The following is a 16,183-nucleotide window of genomic DNA, read 5'->3' on the forward strand; positions in this document are numbered from 1 at the left end:
CAGTCTATCCGCCACCATCGTTGATCACCCGTTCATCACCGTGGATCAACGGTGGCCGAGGCCCGGCCACCAGTTCGCGGTCCCCGCCACCTTCATGAACGCCGGAACCAGCACCAGGCGCACCAGCGTGGCGTCGAGCAGCACCGCCAGCGCGAGCCCCACGCCGAGCATCCGCATGAACGAGACCTCGGAGAAGCCGATCGCCGCGAACACCACCGCCATGAGCAGCGCGGCGGCGGTGACCACCCGGGCCGTGCCCGCGATGCCGCGGGCCACGGCCTCGTCGTTCGCGGCCCGGTCCCGGCCGGGTAGGCCCCGCCACTCCTCCCGGATCCGGGACAGCAGGAACACCTCGTAGTCCATCGACAGCCCGAACGCGATGCAGAACATGAGCACCGGCATGTCCGCGATGAGGTGTCCGGTCACGGTGGTCCCCAGGCCGCCCAAGTGGCCCTCCTGGAAGATCCACACCATCGCGCCGAAGGTCGCCGACAGCGAGAGCACGTTGAGCACCAGCGCCTTGACCGGCAGCAGCAGGCTCCCGGTGAGGAGGAAGAGCAACACGAACGTGGTGAGCGCGATGGCCGCGAGCACCCGCGGTACGGCTCCCAGGATCGAGTCGACGGCGTCCCGATCCGCTTGCGCGGCACCGGCGAACACGGCCGGCCAGGGCTGCGGGACGGCGTGCAGCGCGTCCAGCTGCGAGCGTGCGGCCCCGGACATCGGATCGTGCTCGGTGGTCACCGTCAGGAGCGCCGTGGCGCCGCGCCGGGCCGACGGGTCGCCGCCGGCCACACGCTCGCCGCGCAGCCACGTCCCGTCGGGACCGCTGACCGGTCCGGTGCCGGGAACCCCGGACAGTCCCTTCGCGTACTCCTCGATGCCCGACGGTGCGCCGTCCGGGACCAGGATCAGCACGTCTCCGGCCGGGTTCGGGCGGAACTGCGTGCGCACCTGGTCGCCGACGACGTGTGACGAGGAGCCCGTGGGGAGCACCCGGTCGTCGGGATAGCCCAGCTTCGCGCCGAGGAACGGCGCCCCGAGGGCCAGCAGCAGCACGCAGGTGGCCACGGCCAGGGGCAGGGCGCGCCGCTGCACCGCCCGGACCATGGCGTACCAGCGGGATTCGTCGGTGGGCCGCGGCCCACGGCCCACCCGCAGCCGGTCGATCCGGTCCCCGAGCAGCACGAGGATCGCCGGGGTCACGACGAGGGTCGCGAACGCCGTGAAGGCGACCACGGCGATGCCCGCATAGGCGAAGGACCGCAGGAAGTACATGGGGAACAGGACCATTGCCGCCAGGCTCAGGCCGACCGTGACCGCGGAGAACACCACGGTGCGGCCCGCGGTGTTCATCGCGACGACCAGCGCGTCCGTGCGGCCCCGTCGCGCCGCCTCCTCCCGGTACCTGCTGACCACGAGCAGCGTGTAGTCGATCGCGAGCGCCAGGCTCATCGCCGTGATCAGGTTGAGCGCGAACACCGAGACGTCGGTGGCCTCCGCCACCAGGCGCAGCAGGCCGGAGGTGGCGATGATCGCGGCGCCGCCGATCACCACGGGGACCGCCGCGGCCACGAGCCCGCCGAACGCCCACACCAGCACGAGGAAGGTGAGTGGAAGCGCGATGAGCTCGGCGCGCACCAGATCCCGCCCCGATTGCTCGTTGATCTGCTGGTAGGTCATCGCCTCGCCGCCGGCCCGCACCGTCACCCCGTCGGGCGGGGGCGGGAGCGCCCCGACGAGGACCTCCGCGTGGTGCGGGGCCTCCCCCGTGCCGCCCGTCAGCCGGGCGACGACGAGGCCCGTCCTGCCGTCGCCGGACGTGAGCCGCGCCGCCGCCGCGGGGTCGGACCAGGCCGAATCCACCCGCTGCACAGCGCCGTCCGCGCCGAGCGCGGCGGTGAGCGCGCCCGCGTACTCGGCGACCGCCGCGAGCCGCGCCGGATCGGCGACGCTGAGGGACAGCACCAGGGGCGATCCGCCGCGTTGGAACTCGTCTGCGAGAACCTGCTGCGCGCGGGCGGATTCGGCGTCCGGATCGGTGCTGCCGCCGCTCTTGAGCGCGCCGCCCACGCCGGCGCCGAGGACACCCAGCAGAACCAGCACCGTCGCGGAGAGCACGAGGACGGTTCCGGGGCGGGCGATCACCGCCCTCGTGAGCCCCGCGATCACAGGGCCGCGAGGAATGAGCGGACCTCGTCGAGGCATCCGGCCCGGCGCATCCGTTCGTCGTCGAAAAGCACCAGGAAATCGGCCATCTCGAAATCCGGGTCGTAGGAAGGCATGCCGCACACCACGCCGCCGTAGCGGACGGCGACGCGGATCGTGGGCGGCACCAGGTCCTCGTCGGCACCGGCCGGCCGCGGCAGTTGCGCGAGGGGGACCCCGCCCACGGTGACCGGCCGGATCGGGGTGGCGTACACGTCACCGCGCGCCAGCGCGTCGTTGTCGGCGAGGAACCCCAGCGAGGCGCGGATCAGGGCCGCCCTGGGATGCGCCCCGTCCTCCATCCGCACCGACATGCAGCCCATCGCGTACCGGAAGCCGGATCGTTCGTAGAAGGTCAGCAGGGCGATCCGCAGCAGCACCGAGACGACGCCCCCGCGGTAGTCGGCGGCGATCGTCGCGCGCCCCCATTCCGCGACGTCGTCGGCGAACGCCGCGAACGCCGGGCTGAGGCGGAACATGCTGGTGGTGAACACCTCCCGCTCCCCGGAGGGTGCGGGAAGGATGATCCGGTAGCACCCCACGATCTCGTCCGTGGGGTCGTGCCGCACCAGCAGGTGCGCGCTGTAGTCGTCGAACCGGTCCACGTCGATGAGCCGGTCCAGGCGCTCGCTGTACACCGCGCCCGGCAGGGGCGCGCCCAGTTCGGTGGAGAAGGCGTCGTACCGCAGCGCCTGCGCCCGCTCGATGTCACGGTGGTCGTCGGCGACGAACACCGTGAAAGGGGTCCGCTCCGTCGCCTGGAACAGCACGGTACTCGCGATCCGGGTCATGGCGATTCCTCCTTCTCGAGCGCACTGACGATCTCGCCGGCGCGGATCGCGACGTTGGACAGCAGGGTGGCGCCCAGGCCGTGGCCCGGCACGTCGGCGCCCTGCAGGTACAGGCCCTCGATCTCGTGACCGTCGACCACGGCGCGGTGCTGCCGGGAGACGCGCACATCGCTGCCGGCCGGGGCGACGCCGGCCAGCCCCGTCAGCGATCCCGGTTCGAATCCGGTGGCGCACACGACGGCGTCGAACGCGGTGGACCACTGTTCCCCGGTGGTGGTGCGGCGCACCGTCACGTCCACGCCTCCCCCGGCCGATCGCTCGGCGGAGACCACCTCCGAGGTGCGGTGCACGCGCAGGCGACGGGGCCCGGTGACGCTCTCCCGGTACCACCGGGCGTACAGCTCCGCGGTGAGCGCGTGCTCCACGGCGGCGTAGTTGGTGTTCCCGTGGCGGCGCAGCAGTTCCTCGCGGACCGCGGGCGGTGCGGCGTCGAACTCGTCGACCACCTGCGGATCGAAGACCTGGTTGACGAACGGGCTCTCGTCCACCTCGCCGAGGCCGAATCCGTGGAAGGCGAGGTCCACGGCGGCGCCCAGATCGTGCAGGTGCAGCGCCACCTCGGCCGCCGACTGGCCGCCCCCGAGCACCAGGATCCTCGCGCCCTCGGCGCCCCGAGGCAACCGGGGTTCGAGGGCGGCGAGCCGGGGCAGCAGTTCGATGTTGTGGAACACCCGTCCGGAATCCGCGTGCGCGCCCGCCCATCCCGGCATCACCGGGCGCAGCCCGCGCGCCACCACCACCGACCGCGCCCCCGTGACCCGCTCGGTGCCGTCCGGGCCGGCGTGCGTCACGAGGAACCGCGGACCGTCGGGCGAACGACGGATGTCGACGACCTCCTCGCCGTACCGGACGTCGTCGGCGAAGTTCTCCGCCACCCAGCCGAGGTAGTCGGCGAACTCGGCGCGCTCGGGCGTGAGGGTGGCGCGATTGACGAAGTCGACGAGGCGCCCGCGGGCCCCGAGGTAGGCGACGAACGAATAGGGGCTGACCTGGTTGCGCTGCGTCACCAGGTCCTTGAGGAAGCTGATCTGCATCGAGGTCCCCGGCAGCAGCATGCCGGGGTGCCAGGCGAACCGGTCCCGCTTCTCGAGGAAGAGGACGTCACGGCGGCGCTCCGGCTGTTCGGCGAGCGCGATCGCCAGGGCCAGGTTGGCCGGGCCGAATCCGACTCCGAGCACGTCGACGGTCCCCCCGTCGGCCCCCGCCCCTGTTCTGGAACGTTTCATCTCGGATCCTCGTCATCGACGCCCCGACAACCTTCGCTGTGGCGATCGTACTCCTGGAAAGATCACGTACAGCGTCTTCAATAACCTCGGTTGCCCGGGGTTTCACCGCGGTACCGCGCGGGCGACCGGCGGATCAGGCGGTCCCGGGCTCCGCGACGACGGGGGGTTCCAGCGGCAGGCGCGGGTTGTGCAGGTGTGCCACCAACCCGGTCCACCCCGTCTGATGGGTGGCTCCGAGCCCCTCACCGGTGTCGCCGTCGAAGTACTCGTAGAAGGTCGGATGCTCGGCCCACAGCGGGTTGTCGCTGCCCTCGATCCGCTCGGCGTCCGCGGGCCGCCGCACCCCGATCCCGTCGGGGCGGGACACCGGGCGGAACAGCGCGACCAGGCCACCGTCGATCACGTCGGCCGCCTCGTCGAGGGTGCACAGGTTGTCGGAGCCGGTCGGGATCGCGATCGTGAAGTCGTCGCCGAAGTGCCGTCCGTAGGTCCGCAGCTTGTCCGCGAGCAGCACGTTCACCGGGAACCACACCGGCCCACGCCAGTTCGAGTTGCCGCCGTACATGCCGGTGGTCGACTCGCCGGGTTCGTACGCGATGGAGACGGTGTTGCCGTCCACATCCTCGGTGACCTGCTGCTCGGCCTTGGACAGCGACCGGATCCCGAACGGGGCCAAGAACTCCGCGGGATCGAACATGCGCTCCAAGACGCGGCGCAGGCGGTCGGGGTCGACCAGCGACAGCAGCATCCGGTGCTCGCCGTCCTCGGAGGAGGACAGCAGGGGCTCCACGAGCTCGGGCCGATGCCGGCGCAGCCAGTTCAGGCGGGCCGTCACATCGGGACACTTCTCGCCGATCCAGGTGGGCACGTCGGTGGCGCCCAGCACGGGCAGCAGTCCCACCATCGAGCGCACCCGCATGGGCTGCGCGGTGCCGTCCGGACGGACGAGCACGTCATAGAAGAACCCGTCCTCCTCGTCCCACAGCGACAGGCTGTGCGAGCCGAAGTTGTAGGTGGCGCGGGAGATCTGCAGGAAGTGCTCGAGGAACTTGGTGGCGCAGTCCTGCCAGGCCGGATCGTGCCGCGAGAGTTCCAGGGCGATCTTGAACATCTGCTGGCAGTAGAAGGCCATCCAACTGGTGGCGTCGGACTGCTCCAACCGGTAGCCGGGCGGCAGCGGCGCGGACCGGTTGAAGAAGCCGATGTTGTCCATTCCCAGGAAGCCGCCCTCGAACACCCCGGCGTCGTCGGAGCCCTTGCTGTTGACCCACCAGGAGAAGTTGAGGAGGAGCTTCGTGAACACGCGCACCAGGAAGTCACGGTCGCGGTATCCGTCGATGCGGTACACGTGCCAGGCCGCCCACGCGTGCACCGGCGGGTTGACGTCGCCGAACTCCCATTCGTACGCGGGCAGTTGACCGTTCGGGTGCATCGCCCATTCGCGGCACATGAGCACCAGCTGCTCCTTCGCGAACGCGGGGTCCACGTGCGCGAGCGGGATGCAGTGGAAGGCCAGGTCCCACGCGGCGAACCACGGGTACTCCCACTCGTCGGGCATGGAGATGACGTCGGCGAGCGAGAGGTGCTTCCAGCCGGTGTTGCGCCGCCCCGGGTCGGCGCGCTGCGGCGGCGAGGGATCGACCGCCGAATCCCCCTCGAGCCAGGTCTCGACCCCGTACCGGTAGAGCTGCTTGTTCCACAGCATCCCGGCGTACGCGCGCCGCGCCACGTGCCGGTCGTCGCCCGTCACCTCGGCGTGGATCACGGTGTCGTAGAACTCGTCGGCCTCGGCCCGGCGATCCGCGAACACCGCGTCGAAGCCCGGCCCGAAGGTGTCGAGCGACGGCGCCTGGTGGCTCAGTCGCAGCCGCACCACCACGCTCTCCCCCGCCGGAACGGAACCGAACCGGTACCAGAACGCCGCCTTGGTGCCCCGCCCCTCCGGGTTCACCGCGGCCTCGTCGCCGTGCACGACCCGCTTGTTGATCGCATCCTTGGGGTAGGCGGAGGCGTTCTCGGCGTTGCCGAACAGCTCCACGGCGTCGGTCTCGTTGTCGCAGAACAGGACCTCCGGCGCCCCCTCGGCGGCCACGTGGTACTCCCCCAGCCACTCGTGGGTCACCCGCACGGCCTCCAGGCCGCCCGCGGACAGCGCAGGGGCCGTGAGCCGGGTGATCTCACCGCGACGGTCGTCGTGCCCCCAGGCCCACGTGTTGCGCAACCACACCTGCGGCAGCAGATCCAGCGGTGCCGCGGACGGGCCGTGGTTGACCGCCTCGATCTCCATGCAGATGTCGTCCGGGGCGGCCTTCGCGTAGCGCACGTGGACGTCGAAGAACCGGTTGTCGGCGAGGATCCCGGTGTCGGCCAGTTCGTACTCGCGGCGGCTGCGGTCGCGGGCCGCGTTGGCGTCCCGCAGTTGCTGGTAGGGGTACTCGGCCTGCGGGTACCGGTACATCCAGTGCATCCAGCTGTGCGTGGGGGTGCCGTCCACCGGCCACCAGTACTCCTTGACGTCCTCGCCGTGGTTGCCCTGGGAGTTGGTCAGCCCGAACAGGCGCTCCTTGAGGATCGGGTCGTTGCGGTTCCACAGGCCCACCGCGAGGTTGAGGAATCCGTAGCGGTCGCAGATCCCGCCGAGGCCGTCCTCGCCCCACCGGTAGGCGCGGCGGTGCGCCTGGTCGAAACCGAACGAGCCCCACGCGTCCCCGTCGATGCTGTAGTCCTCGCGGACCGTCCCCCACTGGCGGCCGGCGAGGTACGGCCCCCACAGCCGCCAGGGCCCGTCGGGGCCCGGGCTCTCGGCGAGGCGGCGGTGCTCGGCTGTCGTCTCGGTGTTTTGCACCCGAGAATCTTCCTACATCTCCCCCTCCACCGCCCGGATGAACGAACCGAACCCGCCGGCGAAGCCGACGGGTGTTCACAAGGTGTCGACTGAACGGTCGGTCCGGGCGAGGCGTCGGCTGCCACCTCGAGGCGGAGGCCCGCCGATCCGTCCCGCTGCACTACAACGCGGACACCGCCTGGGCGCGCATCTCCCAGAACAGGATCTCGGTGCCGTCCTCCTCGGCGCGCACCGACTGTTCCCCGCCGCCGACGGTGCGCAGGGCGTCGCCCTCGGTGAGGACGGCACCGTCGACGGTGACGGCGCCGGTGACCACGAACAGGTGACCGTACGGAGCGGCGGGCAGCGTCACGGCCCCGCCCGCCCCCAGGCGGGCGGCGTGCAGGGCGGCGGCGTCGTTGTTGATCCCGACGGCGGGCGAATGCCCCGCGATCCCCGAAGCGACCAGCACCAGCCCGCGCCCGTCGAGGGGGACGTCCGCGGTGCGGTACTCGGGTTCGCCACCGGGCTCGTTCGGCGGCAGCCACATCTGGATCACCCGCGCGACGGTCCGGGTGGCCCGCGGATTCTGCTCCCGGTGGTTCACCCCGGTCCCGGCGCTCATCGCCTGCACCTGGCCGGCCCGCACCACGCCGGTGGCACCCGACGAATCATCGTGGCGCACTTCGCCCGTGATCACCCAGGTGATGATCTCGGCGTCGCGGTGGAAGTGCCGGTCCACGCCGGCTCCGGGGTCCACGAGATCGTCGTTGTGCACCAGCAGCTGACCGTGGGCGTTCGCCCCCAGGTCGAACTTGCCGGTGAAGGGCATCGACTGCCGGGTGTACAGCCCCTCACCGCGCCAGTGCGTCCGGTCGGCCGCTCGGATGATCCTGCTCTCACTCACCCGCCCAGCGTAGGCCCGCTGCGCGCTAGTCCCTCAGACGCCGGCCGGCAGGCCGGCGCCGGACGGGGAGACCAGGATCTTCACGGCCGTCTCGTTGTGGTTGAGCAGCGTGTCGTAGCCGACGGTCACCAGATCGTCGAGGCCGATCTTGCCGGTGATGAAGGGCGCCAGGTCCACGGTGCCGTCCTCGACCAGCCGGATCGTCTCCGCGTGGTTGTTGACGTAGGCGATGGTGCCGCGCATGTCGATCTCCTTGAGCACCAGCTTCTGCATGTCGACGGACCCGGGGTGGCCCCAGATGGAGACCACGACCAGCACCGCCTGCGGCCGGAGCGCGTCGAACAGCGTGTCCAGGGCGGGCTGCACGGAGGTGCACTCGAATCCCACGTCGGCACCCCGGCCGCCGGTGAGATCGCGGACGGCCTGCACCACGTCCACCTGCGTCGGATCGAACACGTGGTCCGCGACGCCGGTCTCCGCCGCCCGGTCCCGCCGCAGCGTGCTGGGCTCGCTGATCGCCACCGTCAGCCCGCGCGCCTTGCAGACCGCGGCGGTGAGCAGCCCGATCGGGCCGGCGCCCGTGATCAGGGCGAACGCGCCCGCGCCCGCTCCCGAGCGCTGCACCGCGTGGTAGCCGACGGCGAGGGGCTCCACCAGCGCCGCCTGGTCCAGCGGAACGTCCTTCGAGATCCGGTGCACCCAGCGGCGCTGCACGACGATCTGCTCGGACAGCCCTCCGCCGCGGCCGCCGAGACCGATGAAGTTCATGTTCGGCGAGAGGTGGTAATCGGTGCTCGCGGGCCCGGTGTCCACGCCGTCCGCGATGATGTACGGCTCCACCACGACGTGGTCTCCCGCGGCCAGGTCATCGACGCCGTCGCCGACGGCGGCCACCACGCCCGACATCTCGTGACCGATCGTGAGCGGCGCGGCCTCCCCGCTCACCGGGTTCGGATGGCCGTGCGGCGGAACGAAGATCGGCCCGTCCACGTACTCGTGCAGATCCGTGCCGCAGATGCCGCACCACGCGACGTCGATGCGCACGGTGCCCGGCAGCAGCTCGGGCTCGGGCACGTCCTCGATCCGGACGTCGTTGCGGTCGTGGTAGCGGGCGGCGCGCATGGAGACTCCTTCGACGGGTGCTGTGACTCACACCACAGTCGGCGCGCGCCCCGGGCGGGGCAAACGTTGCAGTGGGTTGCAGCGCCGCTACAGCGGCGCCGAACCGCGGACGTGCTCGAACACCAGCGACGTGTTGGTGCCGGCCACCTCCTCTCGCGCGCTGAGGTACTCCACCAGGTGCCGCAGGTCGTCGGTGTCGATCGCGGCGATGTGCAGCAGGTAGTCGTCCCCGCCGGCCAGGAAGTAGGCGTCGATCACGGGCGGCAGGTCGATCACGGACTCCACGAACTGGCGGATCCGGTGCCGCGCGGTGGAACGCAGCGTCACCGAGATCATCGCGCGCAGCGGGCGCCCGACCGCGGCGGGGTCCACGTCGGCGAAGAACCCGCGCACCACGCCGGTGTCCACGAGGCGCCGCACCCGGGTGTGCACGGTGGACGGGGCGAGCCCCACCTCCTGCGCGAGCGCGGCGTTCGAGACGCGGCCGTCCCGTTGCAACACCAGCAGTAGCTTGCGGTCCACATCGTCGAGGACCGGTCGGCGATCGTTCGGCACCGGCGGACGATATGCCCCGATCAATGAATATTCTGCTTCCATCGCGTCAATCTACAGAATTTTCGCTCGACTTGTTGAACGGTTTCCGCCCTTTCTTCACACTATGTGACACAGGCCATACGCAGACCCAGGAGCACACGATGCGCGTCGGAATCCCCACCGAGATCAAGAACAACGAGTACCGCGTGGCGATCACGCCCGGCGGCGTCGCCGAATTGACCCGCCGCGGCCACGAGGTCCTCATCGAGGACGGCGCCGGCCTGGGATCGGCGATCAGCAACGAGGACTTCACGTCGGCCGGCGCCCGCATCGTGGCCACCGCCGACGACGTGTGGTCCGAGGCCGAGCTGCTGCTCAAGGTCAAGGAGCCGATCGAGCCCGAGTACGCCCGGATGCGTGCCGACCAGACGATCTTCACCTACCTCCACCTCGCCGCCTCGCGCCCCTGCACCGACGCGCTGCTCAGCTCCAAGACCACCTCGATCGCGTACGAGACAGTGCAGCTCTCCGACGGTTCGCTCCCCCTGCTCGCCCCCATGTCGGAGGTCGCGGGCCGGCTCGCGCCGCAGGTCGGCAGCTACCACCTCATGCGCTCCAAGGGCGGCCGCGGCGTGCTCATGGGCGGCGTCCCGGGCACCGCGCCCGCCAAGGTCACCGTGATCGGCGGCGGCGTCTCCGGCGTCAACGCCGCGCAGATCGCCGCGGGCATGGGCGCCGACGTCACCGTCTTCGACCTCGACGTGCGCAAGATGCGCGCCGTCAACGCGCAGTTCGGCGGCCGGGTGCACACGAGCTACTCCACGTCCCTGGCCCTGGAGGAGGCCGTCGTCGAGTCCGACCTGGTGATCGGCGCGGTCCTCATCCCGGGCGCCGCCGCACCCAAGCTGGTGTCCACCGAGCTGGTGCACCGCATGCGCCCGGGCGCCGTCCTCGTGGACATCGCCATCGACCAGGGCGGCTGCTTCGCCGACTCGCGGCCCACCACGCACGACGATCCGACGTTCGCCGTCGGTGACACCGTCTTCTACTGCGTCGCCAACATGCCCGGCGCCGTGCCCCGCACGTCCACCTTCGCCCTCACCGGCGCCACGCTGCCCTACATCCTCGAGATCGCCGACAAGGGCTGGAAGGGCGCGTGCGCGGAGAACCCGGCGCTCGCCACCGGCCTGTCCACCCACGACGGGGTGCTGCTCAACGCGGGCGTCGGTGCCGCGCTGGATATCCCGTCGAAGGCACCGTCGGCCGTCCTGGGCTGACGCGCGCCGCCCGGCCTACCACTCGCCGGCGTCGAGGTACTGGGCGAGGTTGGCCATCCGCCGCTGCACCGCGGCCACCTCGCGCACGCACTGCTCGAGGAGGCCGCGGTCCAGCGAGGGCATCCGGCGGATGGACAGCACGTCGGTGGGCTCCCGGCCGGCGGCCATCTGTTCCACCTGATGATCCATCCTGATCCGCTCCAGGATCGAGAAGCAGTCCCGCAGCACCTCGGCCGAATCATCCGGCAGCACGGGCGAATCGGCTCCGGCGGCCAACCGGTTTCGGGTCTGCAGCTTGGTGGACCCGCGGCTCAGCGCCGCCCACCGGGCGATGTTCACCACCGGCACCAGGGCGTGCGCCTTGATGTCGAAAGTCCCACCGCGCAAGGAGATGACGTCCTTCATGGACCGGATACGCGCCTTCGCCGTGAGCGCCTCCCGCAGCATCAGCACGAACGATCGGGGGTGCTCGGACAGGTGCTGGTAGACCCCCGCCACCGGCTGCAGTGTCAGGTCGCCCCACACCGGCCGGCCGTCCACGAGCAGCGACGCCATCATCATCGCGTTGTTCGACAGCGGCGCCTCGATCCACTCGCTCGCCGCGTACAGCCACTCGGATTCTGTGCGGCAGAACCGCGGCAGCGCGGCGACCGCCCCGTTCGTGTCCGACGGGATGCCGCACTCCTCGAGGCGCGTGTGGACGGCCGCCGCCAGCGCCAGCGCCGCGTCCCTGCGCTCCTCGATCCGCTCCTCCGATGCTCCGGGCTCGTCCTTGAGGATGATCGCGCTGTCCACGTCCGAGCTGGGCACCACCTCGCGGCGCGAGACGCTGCCGAGCGACAGCCACGTGAAATCGCCCTCGCGCAGCTCCGGATGCACCGGCAGCTCCAGCTCGATGCACCGGCGCACCATGCCCTCGATGGCCACGGCGGCGACGCCGGACACGTGCCGCACCGGCGCCTGCTGGCGGGTGAGAACGGGGAAGATCTCCCGGATCGTGCCGCCGATCTCCGGAAGCTCCTGCGGCGTAGCGCGTTCGATGCGCCGCTGCAACGCGAACGTCGATGTGGTGGGCACGGTGAGGAAGTCCACGTCCTGCACCACGCCGCGGACGGAGGCGTGCTCGTCGAGGACCGCCATGTAGTGCAGCTTCCGGTCCAGCATCTCGATGAGCACGTCACTGGAGAGCGCGGACTCGGGGACGGCGGCGAGCGGCGCCGTCATCACCGCGCTCACCGCGTCGGACACGGGGCGCCCCACGGAGATCACCCGCGCACGCAGGTCGTGGTCGGTCACGATGCCGAGGGGCTCGCCCGCGTCGTTCTGGACCACGATGTAGCCGGATTTCGCGTCCGTCATGGCCGTCGCGGCCTCCCGGACGGTCGCGGTGGGCGGGCAGGTGACCGGGGCCCGTCGCACGATCTCCCCGGCCGTCCGCTCCCGGCTCTCCTCCTCCGACGGTGCGGTGGCCGGCTTGGCGAGCTCGCTGGCCAGGAACGTGACCCCCGCGGGGGTGGAGAACATGTCGCCCACCGCCCACGCGGGGAGCTGCAGCAGGGTGACGTCGGTCAGGGCCACCGCGCGCGGTCCGCCCTTGGCCCCCACCAGGATCACCACGTACCCGAACACCCCGCCCGGTCCGACGACCTCGTCGACGTCGCCCTGATCACCCGCCGCCAGGTTCGGGAAGTTCCACAGGCCCACCCGCCCTGACAGAACGACGAACGCATGATCGGGGGATGCGGACATACCGTCCATGATCACGGCGTCCTCGGTGAATTCGCACACGGTGGAATCCGCCACCAGACGTGCGCGGACGTCGTCGGGAAGCCCGTCGAAGGGCGCGTGTCCCGAGACGAAGGCGAACAGCTCCCCGAGGTCGGAGAAGTCGGTCATGCCCCATGTTTACACGCTCGCAGCGATGGACATACCCAAGTCATCTCGCGGTAATACATCCGCGGAACCGTTGCGAGGTCTACATTCCCATCCAGCGCTCAACCACAATGCGCCCGTTCCACTAGGAGAGAGACCGTTTCATGACGAAACCCGTCGACAAGTTCGCGGCCGAGCAGGAGGGCTACAAGCAGACCCTCGGTCGCCGACACGTGCAGATGATCGCCATCGGTGGCGCCATCGGCACCGGCCTGTTCCTCGGATCCGCCACCCGCCTCAACAGCACCGGACCGGCACTACTGTTCAGCTACGCCTTCGTGGGCGTGATCGCCTTCTTCCTCATGCGCGCCCTGGGCGAGCTGGTCCTGTACCGCCAGAGCTCGGGCGCCTTCGTCTCGTACGCCCGCGAGTTCTTCGGCGAGTCCGCCGCCTACGCGGCGGGCTGGCTGTACTGGATCTTCTGGGCCCTCACCGGCGTCGCGGAGCTGTCCGCGGTGGCCAAGTACACCAAGAAGTGGATCGATGCGCCGAACTGGGTCACGGTGAGCGTCGCGCTGGCGATCGTCCTGGTGATCAATCTGTTGTCGGCCCGCGCGTTCGGTGAGTTCGAGTTCTGGGCCTCCATCCTCAAGGTCGGGGCGATCGTCCTCTTCCTCGTGGTCGGGCTCGTCCTGGTCATCGGGCAGGTCACCATCAAGGGGAAGGACGCCGACCCCGCGCTCGAGCTCCCCGCGCAACCGGAACACCAGGCGGGACTCTCGAACCTGTGGAGCAACCCCGGTGGCTTCTGGCCGCACAGCGAAACGTTCGGCTGGTTCGCCCCCATCGTGGTGATGTCGGGCGTCGTGTTCGCCTACGCCGCCATCGAGATGGTCGGCATCGCCGCGGGTGAGATGCAGAACCCGCAGCGTGAGGTACCCAAGGCCGTGAACTCGGTCATCCTGCGTATCGCCGTCTTCTACTGCGGTTCGATCTTCCTGCTCGTGTGCATCCTGCCCACCAGCCAGTACGGCGTCACCGATAAGTTCGGCAACTACTCGTCCCCGTTCGTGACGGTGTTCGAGCGACTCGGTATCGGCTGGATGGCCGACCTCATCAACGCGGTGCTCATCGTGGCGGCCATGAGCTCGCTCAACGCGGGCCTCTACACCACGGGCCGCATGCTGCGCAGCCTCGCCGCGAGCCGCGAGGCTCCGAAGATGTTCATGAAGATGAGCAAGTCGGGCGTCCCCGCCACGGGCATCCTGGTCACTTCGCTGTTCTACGTCGCCGGCGCCGTCCTCAACGCCCTGGTCCCCGGTAAGGCGTTCGACATCGCACTGGAGGCCTCCGCGATCGCGGTGGTGGGCGTCTGGTCGCTGATCTTCATCTGCCACATCCGGTACCGGAAGTTGTCCGACGCCGGGGTCGTTCCCGTGAGTTCGTTCCGCGCCCCGCTCGCCCCGTTCATGAGCTACTTCGGCCTGGTGTTCCTCGCACTCGTGCTCGTCGGCATGGCGTACTCGGGTTGGAAGAGCTCGGACATGTTCTGGGACAAGACGAACTTCATCGTGATCGTGATCGGCCTCCCCGTCTTCATCGTCGTGTTCGCCCTCGGGTGGATCGTCGTGAAGCCGAGGGTCGTGGAGCACACCGGCGGCGATCTCGCGCCGAGCTGGTCGCTCAAGGACGCCCCGAAGAAGATCGACCACAAGTAGGTCTCCGGACGGAATCGGCGGCGGGCGCCCGGCACCCGCCGCCGATTCCGTGCGATTCACCCGCGGTTCACGAACACCCTCTAGGGTGCCGCCATGACGCACAGCCCCCGCATCCTCCGCCGCCTGTCCGCCCTGGCGGCCGCCGCGACCGTCGTGCTCGGTGGGGCCGCCCTGGCGGCCCCGGTCCAGGCGGCACCGTCGGCCTCCTTCGACCTGCAGTCGCACCGCGGCGGCCGGGGCGAGCACACCGAGGAGTCGCTCTACGGCTTCGCCCGCTCCATCGAGCTGGGCGTCACCACGCTCGAGCTCGACATCGTGCTCACCAAGGACGGCGTGCCGTTGGTGTGGCACGATCCGCAGATCCAGGCCGACAAGTGCACCGACGGCGCGCCGGCCACCCCCGGCGACCGGCAGTTCCCCTACGTGGGCAAGAACGTCCACGACCTCACCTACGCCCAGGTGCGCACCCTCACCTGCGCGAAGAAGCTGGCGAAGTTCCCCGACGCGAAGGTGGTGGAGGGCAACAGGATCGCCACCTTGCCGCAGCTGTTCGACCTCGTCGCCGGCTACAAGGGCAACGACCTCAGGTTCAACATCGAGACCAAGATCGAGGCCGAGGAGCGCACGAAGTCCGCCGAGCCCGCCGAGTTCGTCGCGAAGATCCTGGGCGCGGCCCGCGCCGCCCGGGTGCTCGATCGGATCACGATCCAGAGCTTCGACTGGCGCTCGCTGCCCCTCGTCCGGGCGCAGGCGCCGTCGGTGCCGCTCGTGGCCCTCTACGACGCGACGACGTGGAAGCCGAAGTCCGCGTGGCTCGGTCCGGTCACGTACGAGCGGTTCGACGGCGACGTGGTGCGCGCCGTGAAGGCCGCCGGCTTCGACGTCCTCTCCCCCGATCACGAGCTCTCGGACGCGAAGACCGTCGCCGCGGCTCACGCCGCCGGGCTGAAGGTGATCCCCTGGACCGTCAACGACGCACCGGACATGCGCGCGCAGCTGGCGCTCGGCGTGGACGGCGTCATCACCGACTACCCCACCCGCCTGCGCCAGGTGCTGGCGGCGGAGGGCAAGCCGCTCCCGAAGGCCTTCCGCAAGTAGGTGGGCGCACGGGAAGGGCGGCCGCCGGGTGATCCGGCGGCCGCCCTTCGTTTCCGGCTACCCGGCGTAGGTGGCGACGGCCGTCCCCACGATGCCCGTGATCTGCACGGTGACCGTGCCCTTGCCCGGGCGCACCTGGAAGGTGCCGTCGTACTCCGACCGCGCGCTGCCGGCGGCACCGGTGGAGGCGTTCTGCCAGAACAGCAGTCGATCGGACAGGTCGATGCCCTTGATCGACTCGCACCGCTCCTTCGGCAGGGGCGACGGCGGGATGCCGATCACGCCGAGCTCGTGGCGGGCGATCACGCAGTTGGTGCGCACCAGCAGGTTGCCCGCGTCGTCGTAGTCGCCCTGCCAGGTGACCGTCGCGTTCGGTACGTCGGTGCGGATCGAGGTACCGCCGGTGACGGTGCCTCGGAAGGTGACGGTTCCGGCGGCGTTGGCGGCCGCGGGCACGATCGTGACGACGGTGCCGGCGACGGCCAGGGAGGCGACCGCGAGGCGTGCGAATGAAGTCATGGAAATCCTCTGTTCTCAGGACTGTGT

The 16,183-nt window shown here is 70.4% G+C and carries 12 protein-coding genes; 3 read left to right on the top strand and 9 right to left on the bottom strand.

Annotation, left to right across the window (positions count from 1 at the left end):
* Positions 1-45 precede the first annotated feature (45 nt).
* The 7 genes from BN39_RS15610 to BN39_RS15640 form a co-directional block, all read right to left on the bottom strand.
* Positions 46-2,148, bottom strand: coding sequence for an MMPL family transporter (locus BN39_RS15610; protein WP_237741703.1), 2,103 nt, complete (start codon positions 2,146-2,148; stop codon positions 46-48).
* A 20-nt stretch (positions 2,149-2,168) separates the two neighbouring features.
* Positions 2,169-2,999 carry a GNAT family N-acetyltransferase gene (locus tag BN39_RS15615; protein ID WP_019203368.1) on the bottom strand — a complete coding sequence of 277 codons (831 nt, stop codon included), beginning with the start codon at positions 2,997-2,999 and terminating at the stop codon, positions 2,169-2,171.
* The gene (locus BN39_RS15620) at positions 2,996-4,285 is read right to left on the bottom strand and encodes a SidA/IucD/PvdA family monooxygenase (RefSeq protein ID WP_040768090.1); all 1,290 of its coding nucleotides are present in this window, start codon (positions 4,283-4,285) and stop codon (positions 2,996-2,998) included. The genes BN39_RS15615 and BN39_RS15620 overlap by 4 nt, the downstream gene beginning before the upstream one ends.
* Before the next feature lie 133 nt (positions 4,286-4,418).
* Positions 4,419-7,130 (bottom strand): glucosidase, encoded by a 2,712-nt coding sequence (locus BN39_RS15625; RefSeq protein ID WP_019203370.1) that lies wholly within the window; start codon positions 7,128-7,130, stop codon positions 4,419-4,421.
* Positions 7,131-7,290: 160 nt separating this feature from the next.
* On the bottom strand, positions 7,291-8,016 hold the full coding sequence (locus BN39_RS15630) for a pirin family protein (RefSeq protein ID WP_019203371.1): 726 nt from the start codon (positions 8,014-8,016) through the stop codon (positions 7,291-7,293).
* A gap of 33 nt (positions 8,017-8,049) precedes the next feature.
* Positions 8,050-9,138, bottom strand: coding sequence for a 2,3-butanediol dehydrogenase (locus BN39_RS15635; protein WP_019203372.1), 1,089 nt, complete (start codon positions 9,136-9,138; stop codon positions 8,050-8,052).
* An 87-nt stretch (positions 9,139-9,225) separates the two neighbouring features.
* Positions 9,226-9,735 (bottom strand): Lrp/AsnC family transcriptional regulator, encoded by a 510-nt coding sequence (locus BN39_RS15640; RefSeq protein ID WP_051159026.1) that lies wholly within the window; start codon positions 9,733-9,735, stop codon positions 9,226-9,228.
* A gap of 98 nt (positions 9,736-9,833) precedes the next feature.
* On the opposite strand from BN39_RS15640, the gene ald reads away from it, so the two are divergent.
* Entirely contained in the window at positions 9,834-10,949 is a 1,116-nt protein-coding gene (gene ald, locus BN39_RS15645) for an alanine dehydrogenase (RefSeq protein ID WP_019203374.1), read from the top strand.
* 15 nt (positions 10,950-10,964) lie between these two features.
* On the opposite strand, the gene BN39_RS15650 is transcribed toward ald, so the two are convergent.
* Positions 10,965-12,845, bottom strand: coding sequence for a putative nucleotidyltransferase substrate binding domain-containing protein (locus BN39_RS15650; RefSeq protein ID WP_019203375.1), 1,881 nt, complete (start codon positions 12,843-12,845; stop codon positions 10,965-10,967).
* A 140-nt stretch (positions 12,846-12,985) separates the two neighbouring features.
* Between BN39_RS15650 and BN39_RS15655 the strand changes: the two genes are divergently transcribed.
* Positions 12,986-14,539 (top strand): amino acid permease, encoded by a 1,554-nt coding sequence (locus BN39_RS15655; RefSeq protein WP_019203376.1) that lies wholly within the window; start codon positions 12,986-12,988, stop codon positions 14,537-14,539.
* 93 nt (positions 14,540-14,632) lie between these two features.
* Positions 14,633-15,637 (top strand): glycerophosphodiester phosphodiesterase, encoded by a 1,005-nt coding sequence (locus tag BN39_RS15660; RefSeq protein ID WP_019203377.1) that lies wholly within the window; start codon positions 14,633-14,635, stop codon positions 15,635-15,637.
* A gap of 57 nt (positions 15,638-15,694) precedes the next feature.
* On the opposite strand, the gene BN39_RS15665 is transcribed toward BN39_RS15660, so the two are convergent.
* Positions 15,695-16,156, bottom strand: a complete 462-nt coding sequence (locus tag BN39_RS15665; protein ID WP_019203378.1) for a hypothetical protein — start codon at positions 16,154-16,156, stop codon at positions 15,695-15,697.
* Positions 16,157-16,183 lie beyond the last annotated feature (27 nt).

Origin of the sequence: Tsukamurella sp. 1534 (assembly GCF_000312385.1) — a bacterium.
Lineage (GTDB): Bacteria > Actinomycetota > Actinomycetes > Mycobacteriales > Mycobacteriaceae > Tsukamurella.

Bases quoted from the DNA above. Each gene is read 5' to 3' on its own strand.
- BN39_RS15655 (WP_019203376.1), top strand. From the start codon at position 12,986: ATGACGAAACCCGTCGACAAGTTCGCGGCCGAGCAGGAGGGCTACAAG.
- BN39_RS15650 (WP_019203375.1), bottom strand. From the start codon at position 12,845: ATGACCGACTTCTCCGACCTCGGGGAGCTGTTCGCCTTCGTCTCGGGA.
- BN39_RS15640 (WP_051159026.1), bottom strand. From the start codon at position 9,735: ATGGAAGCAGAATATTCATTGATCGGGGCATATCGTCCGCCGGTGCCG.
- BN39_RS15615 (WP_019203368.1), bottom strand. From the start codon at position 2,999: ATGACCCGGATCGCGAGTACCGTGCTGTTCCAGGCGACGGAGCGGACC.
- BN39_RS15620 (WP_040768090.1), bottom strand. From the start codon at position 4,285: ATGAAACGTTCCAGAACAGGGGCGGGGGCCGACGGGGGGACCGTCGAC.
- BN39_RS15660 (WP_019203377.1), top strand. From the start codon at position 14,633: ATGACGCACAGCCCCCGCATCCTCCGCCGCCTGTCCGCCCTGGCGGCC.
- ald (WP_019203374.1), top strand. From the start codon at position 9,834: ATGCGCGTCGGAATCCCCACCGAGATCAAGAACAACGAGTACCGCGTG.
- BN39_RS15635 (WP_019203372.1), bottom strand. From the start codon at position 9,138: ATGCGCGCCGCCCGCTACCACGACCGCAACGACGTCCGGATCGAGGAC.
- BN39_RS15665 (WP_019203378.1), bottom strand. From the start codon at position 16,156: ATGACTTCATTCGCACGCCTCGCGGTCGCCTCCCTGGCCGTCGCCGGC.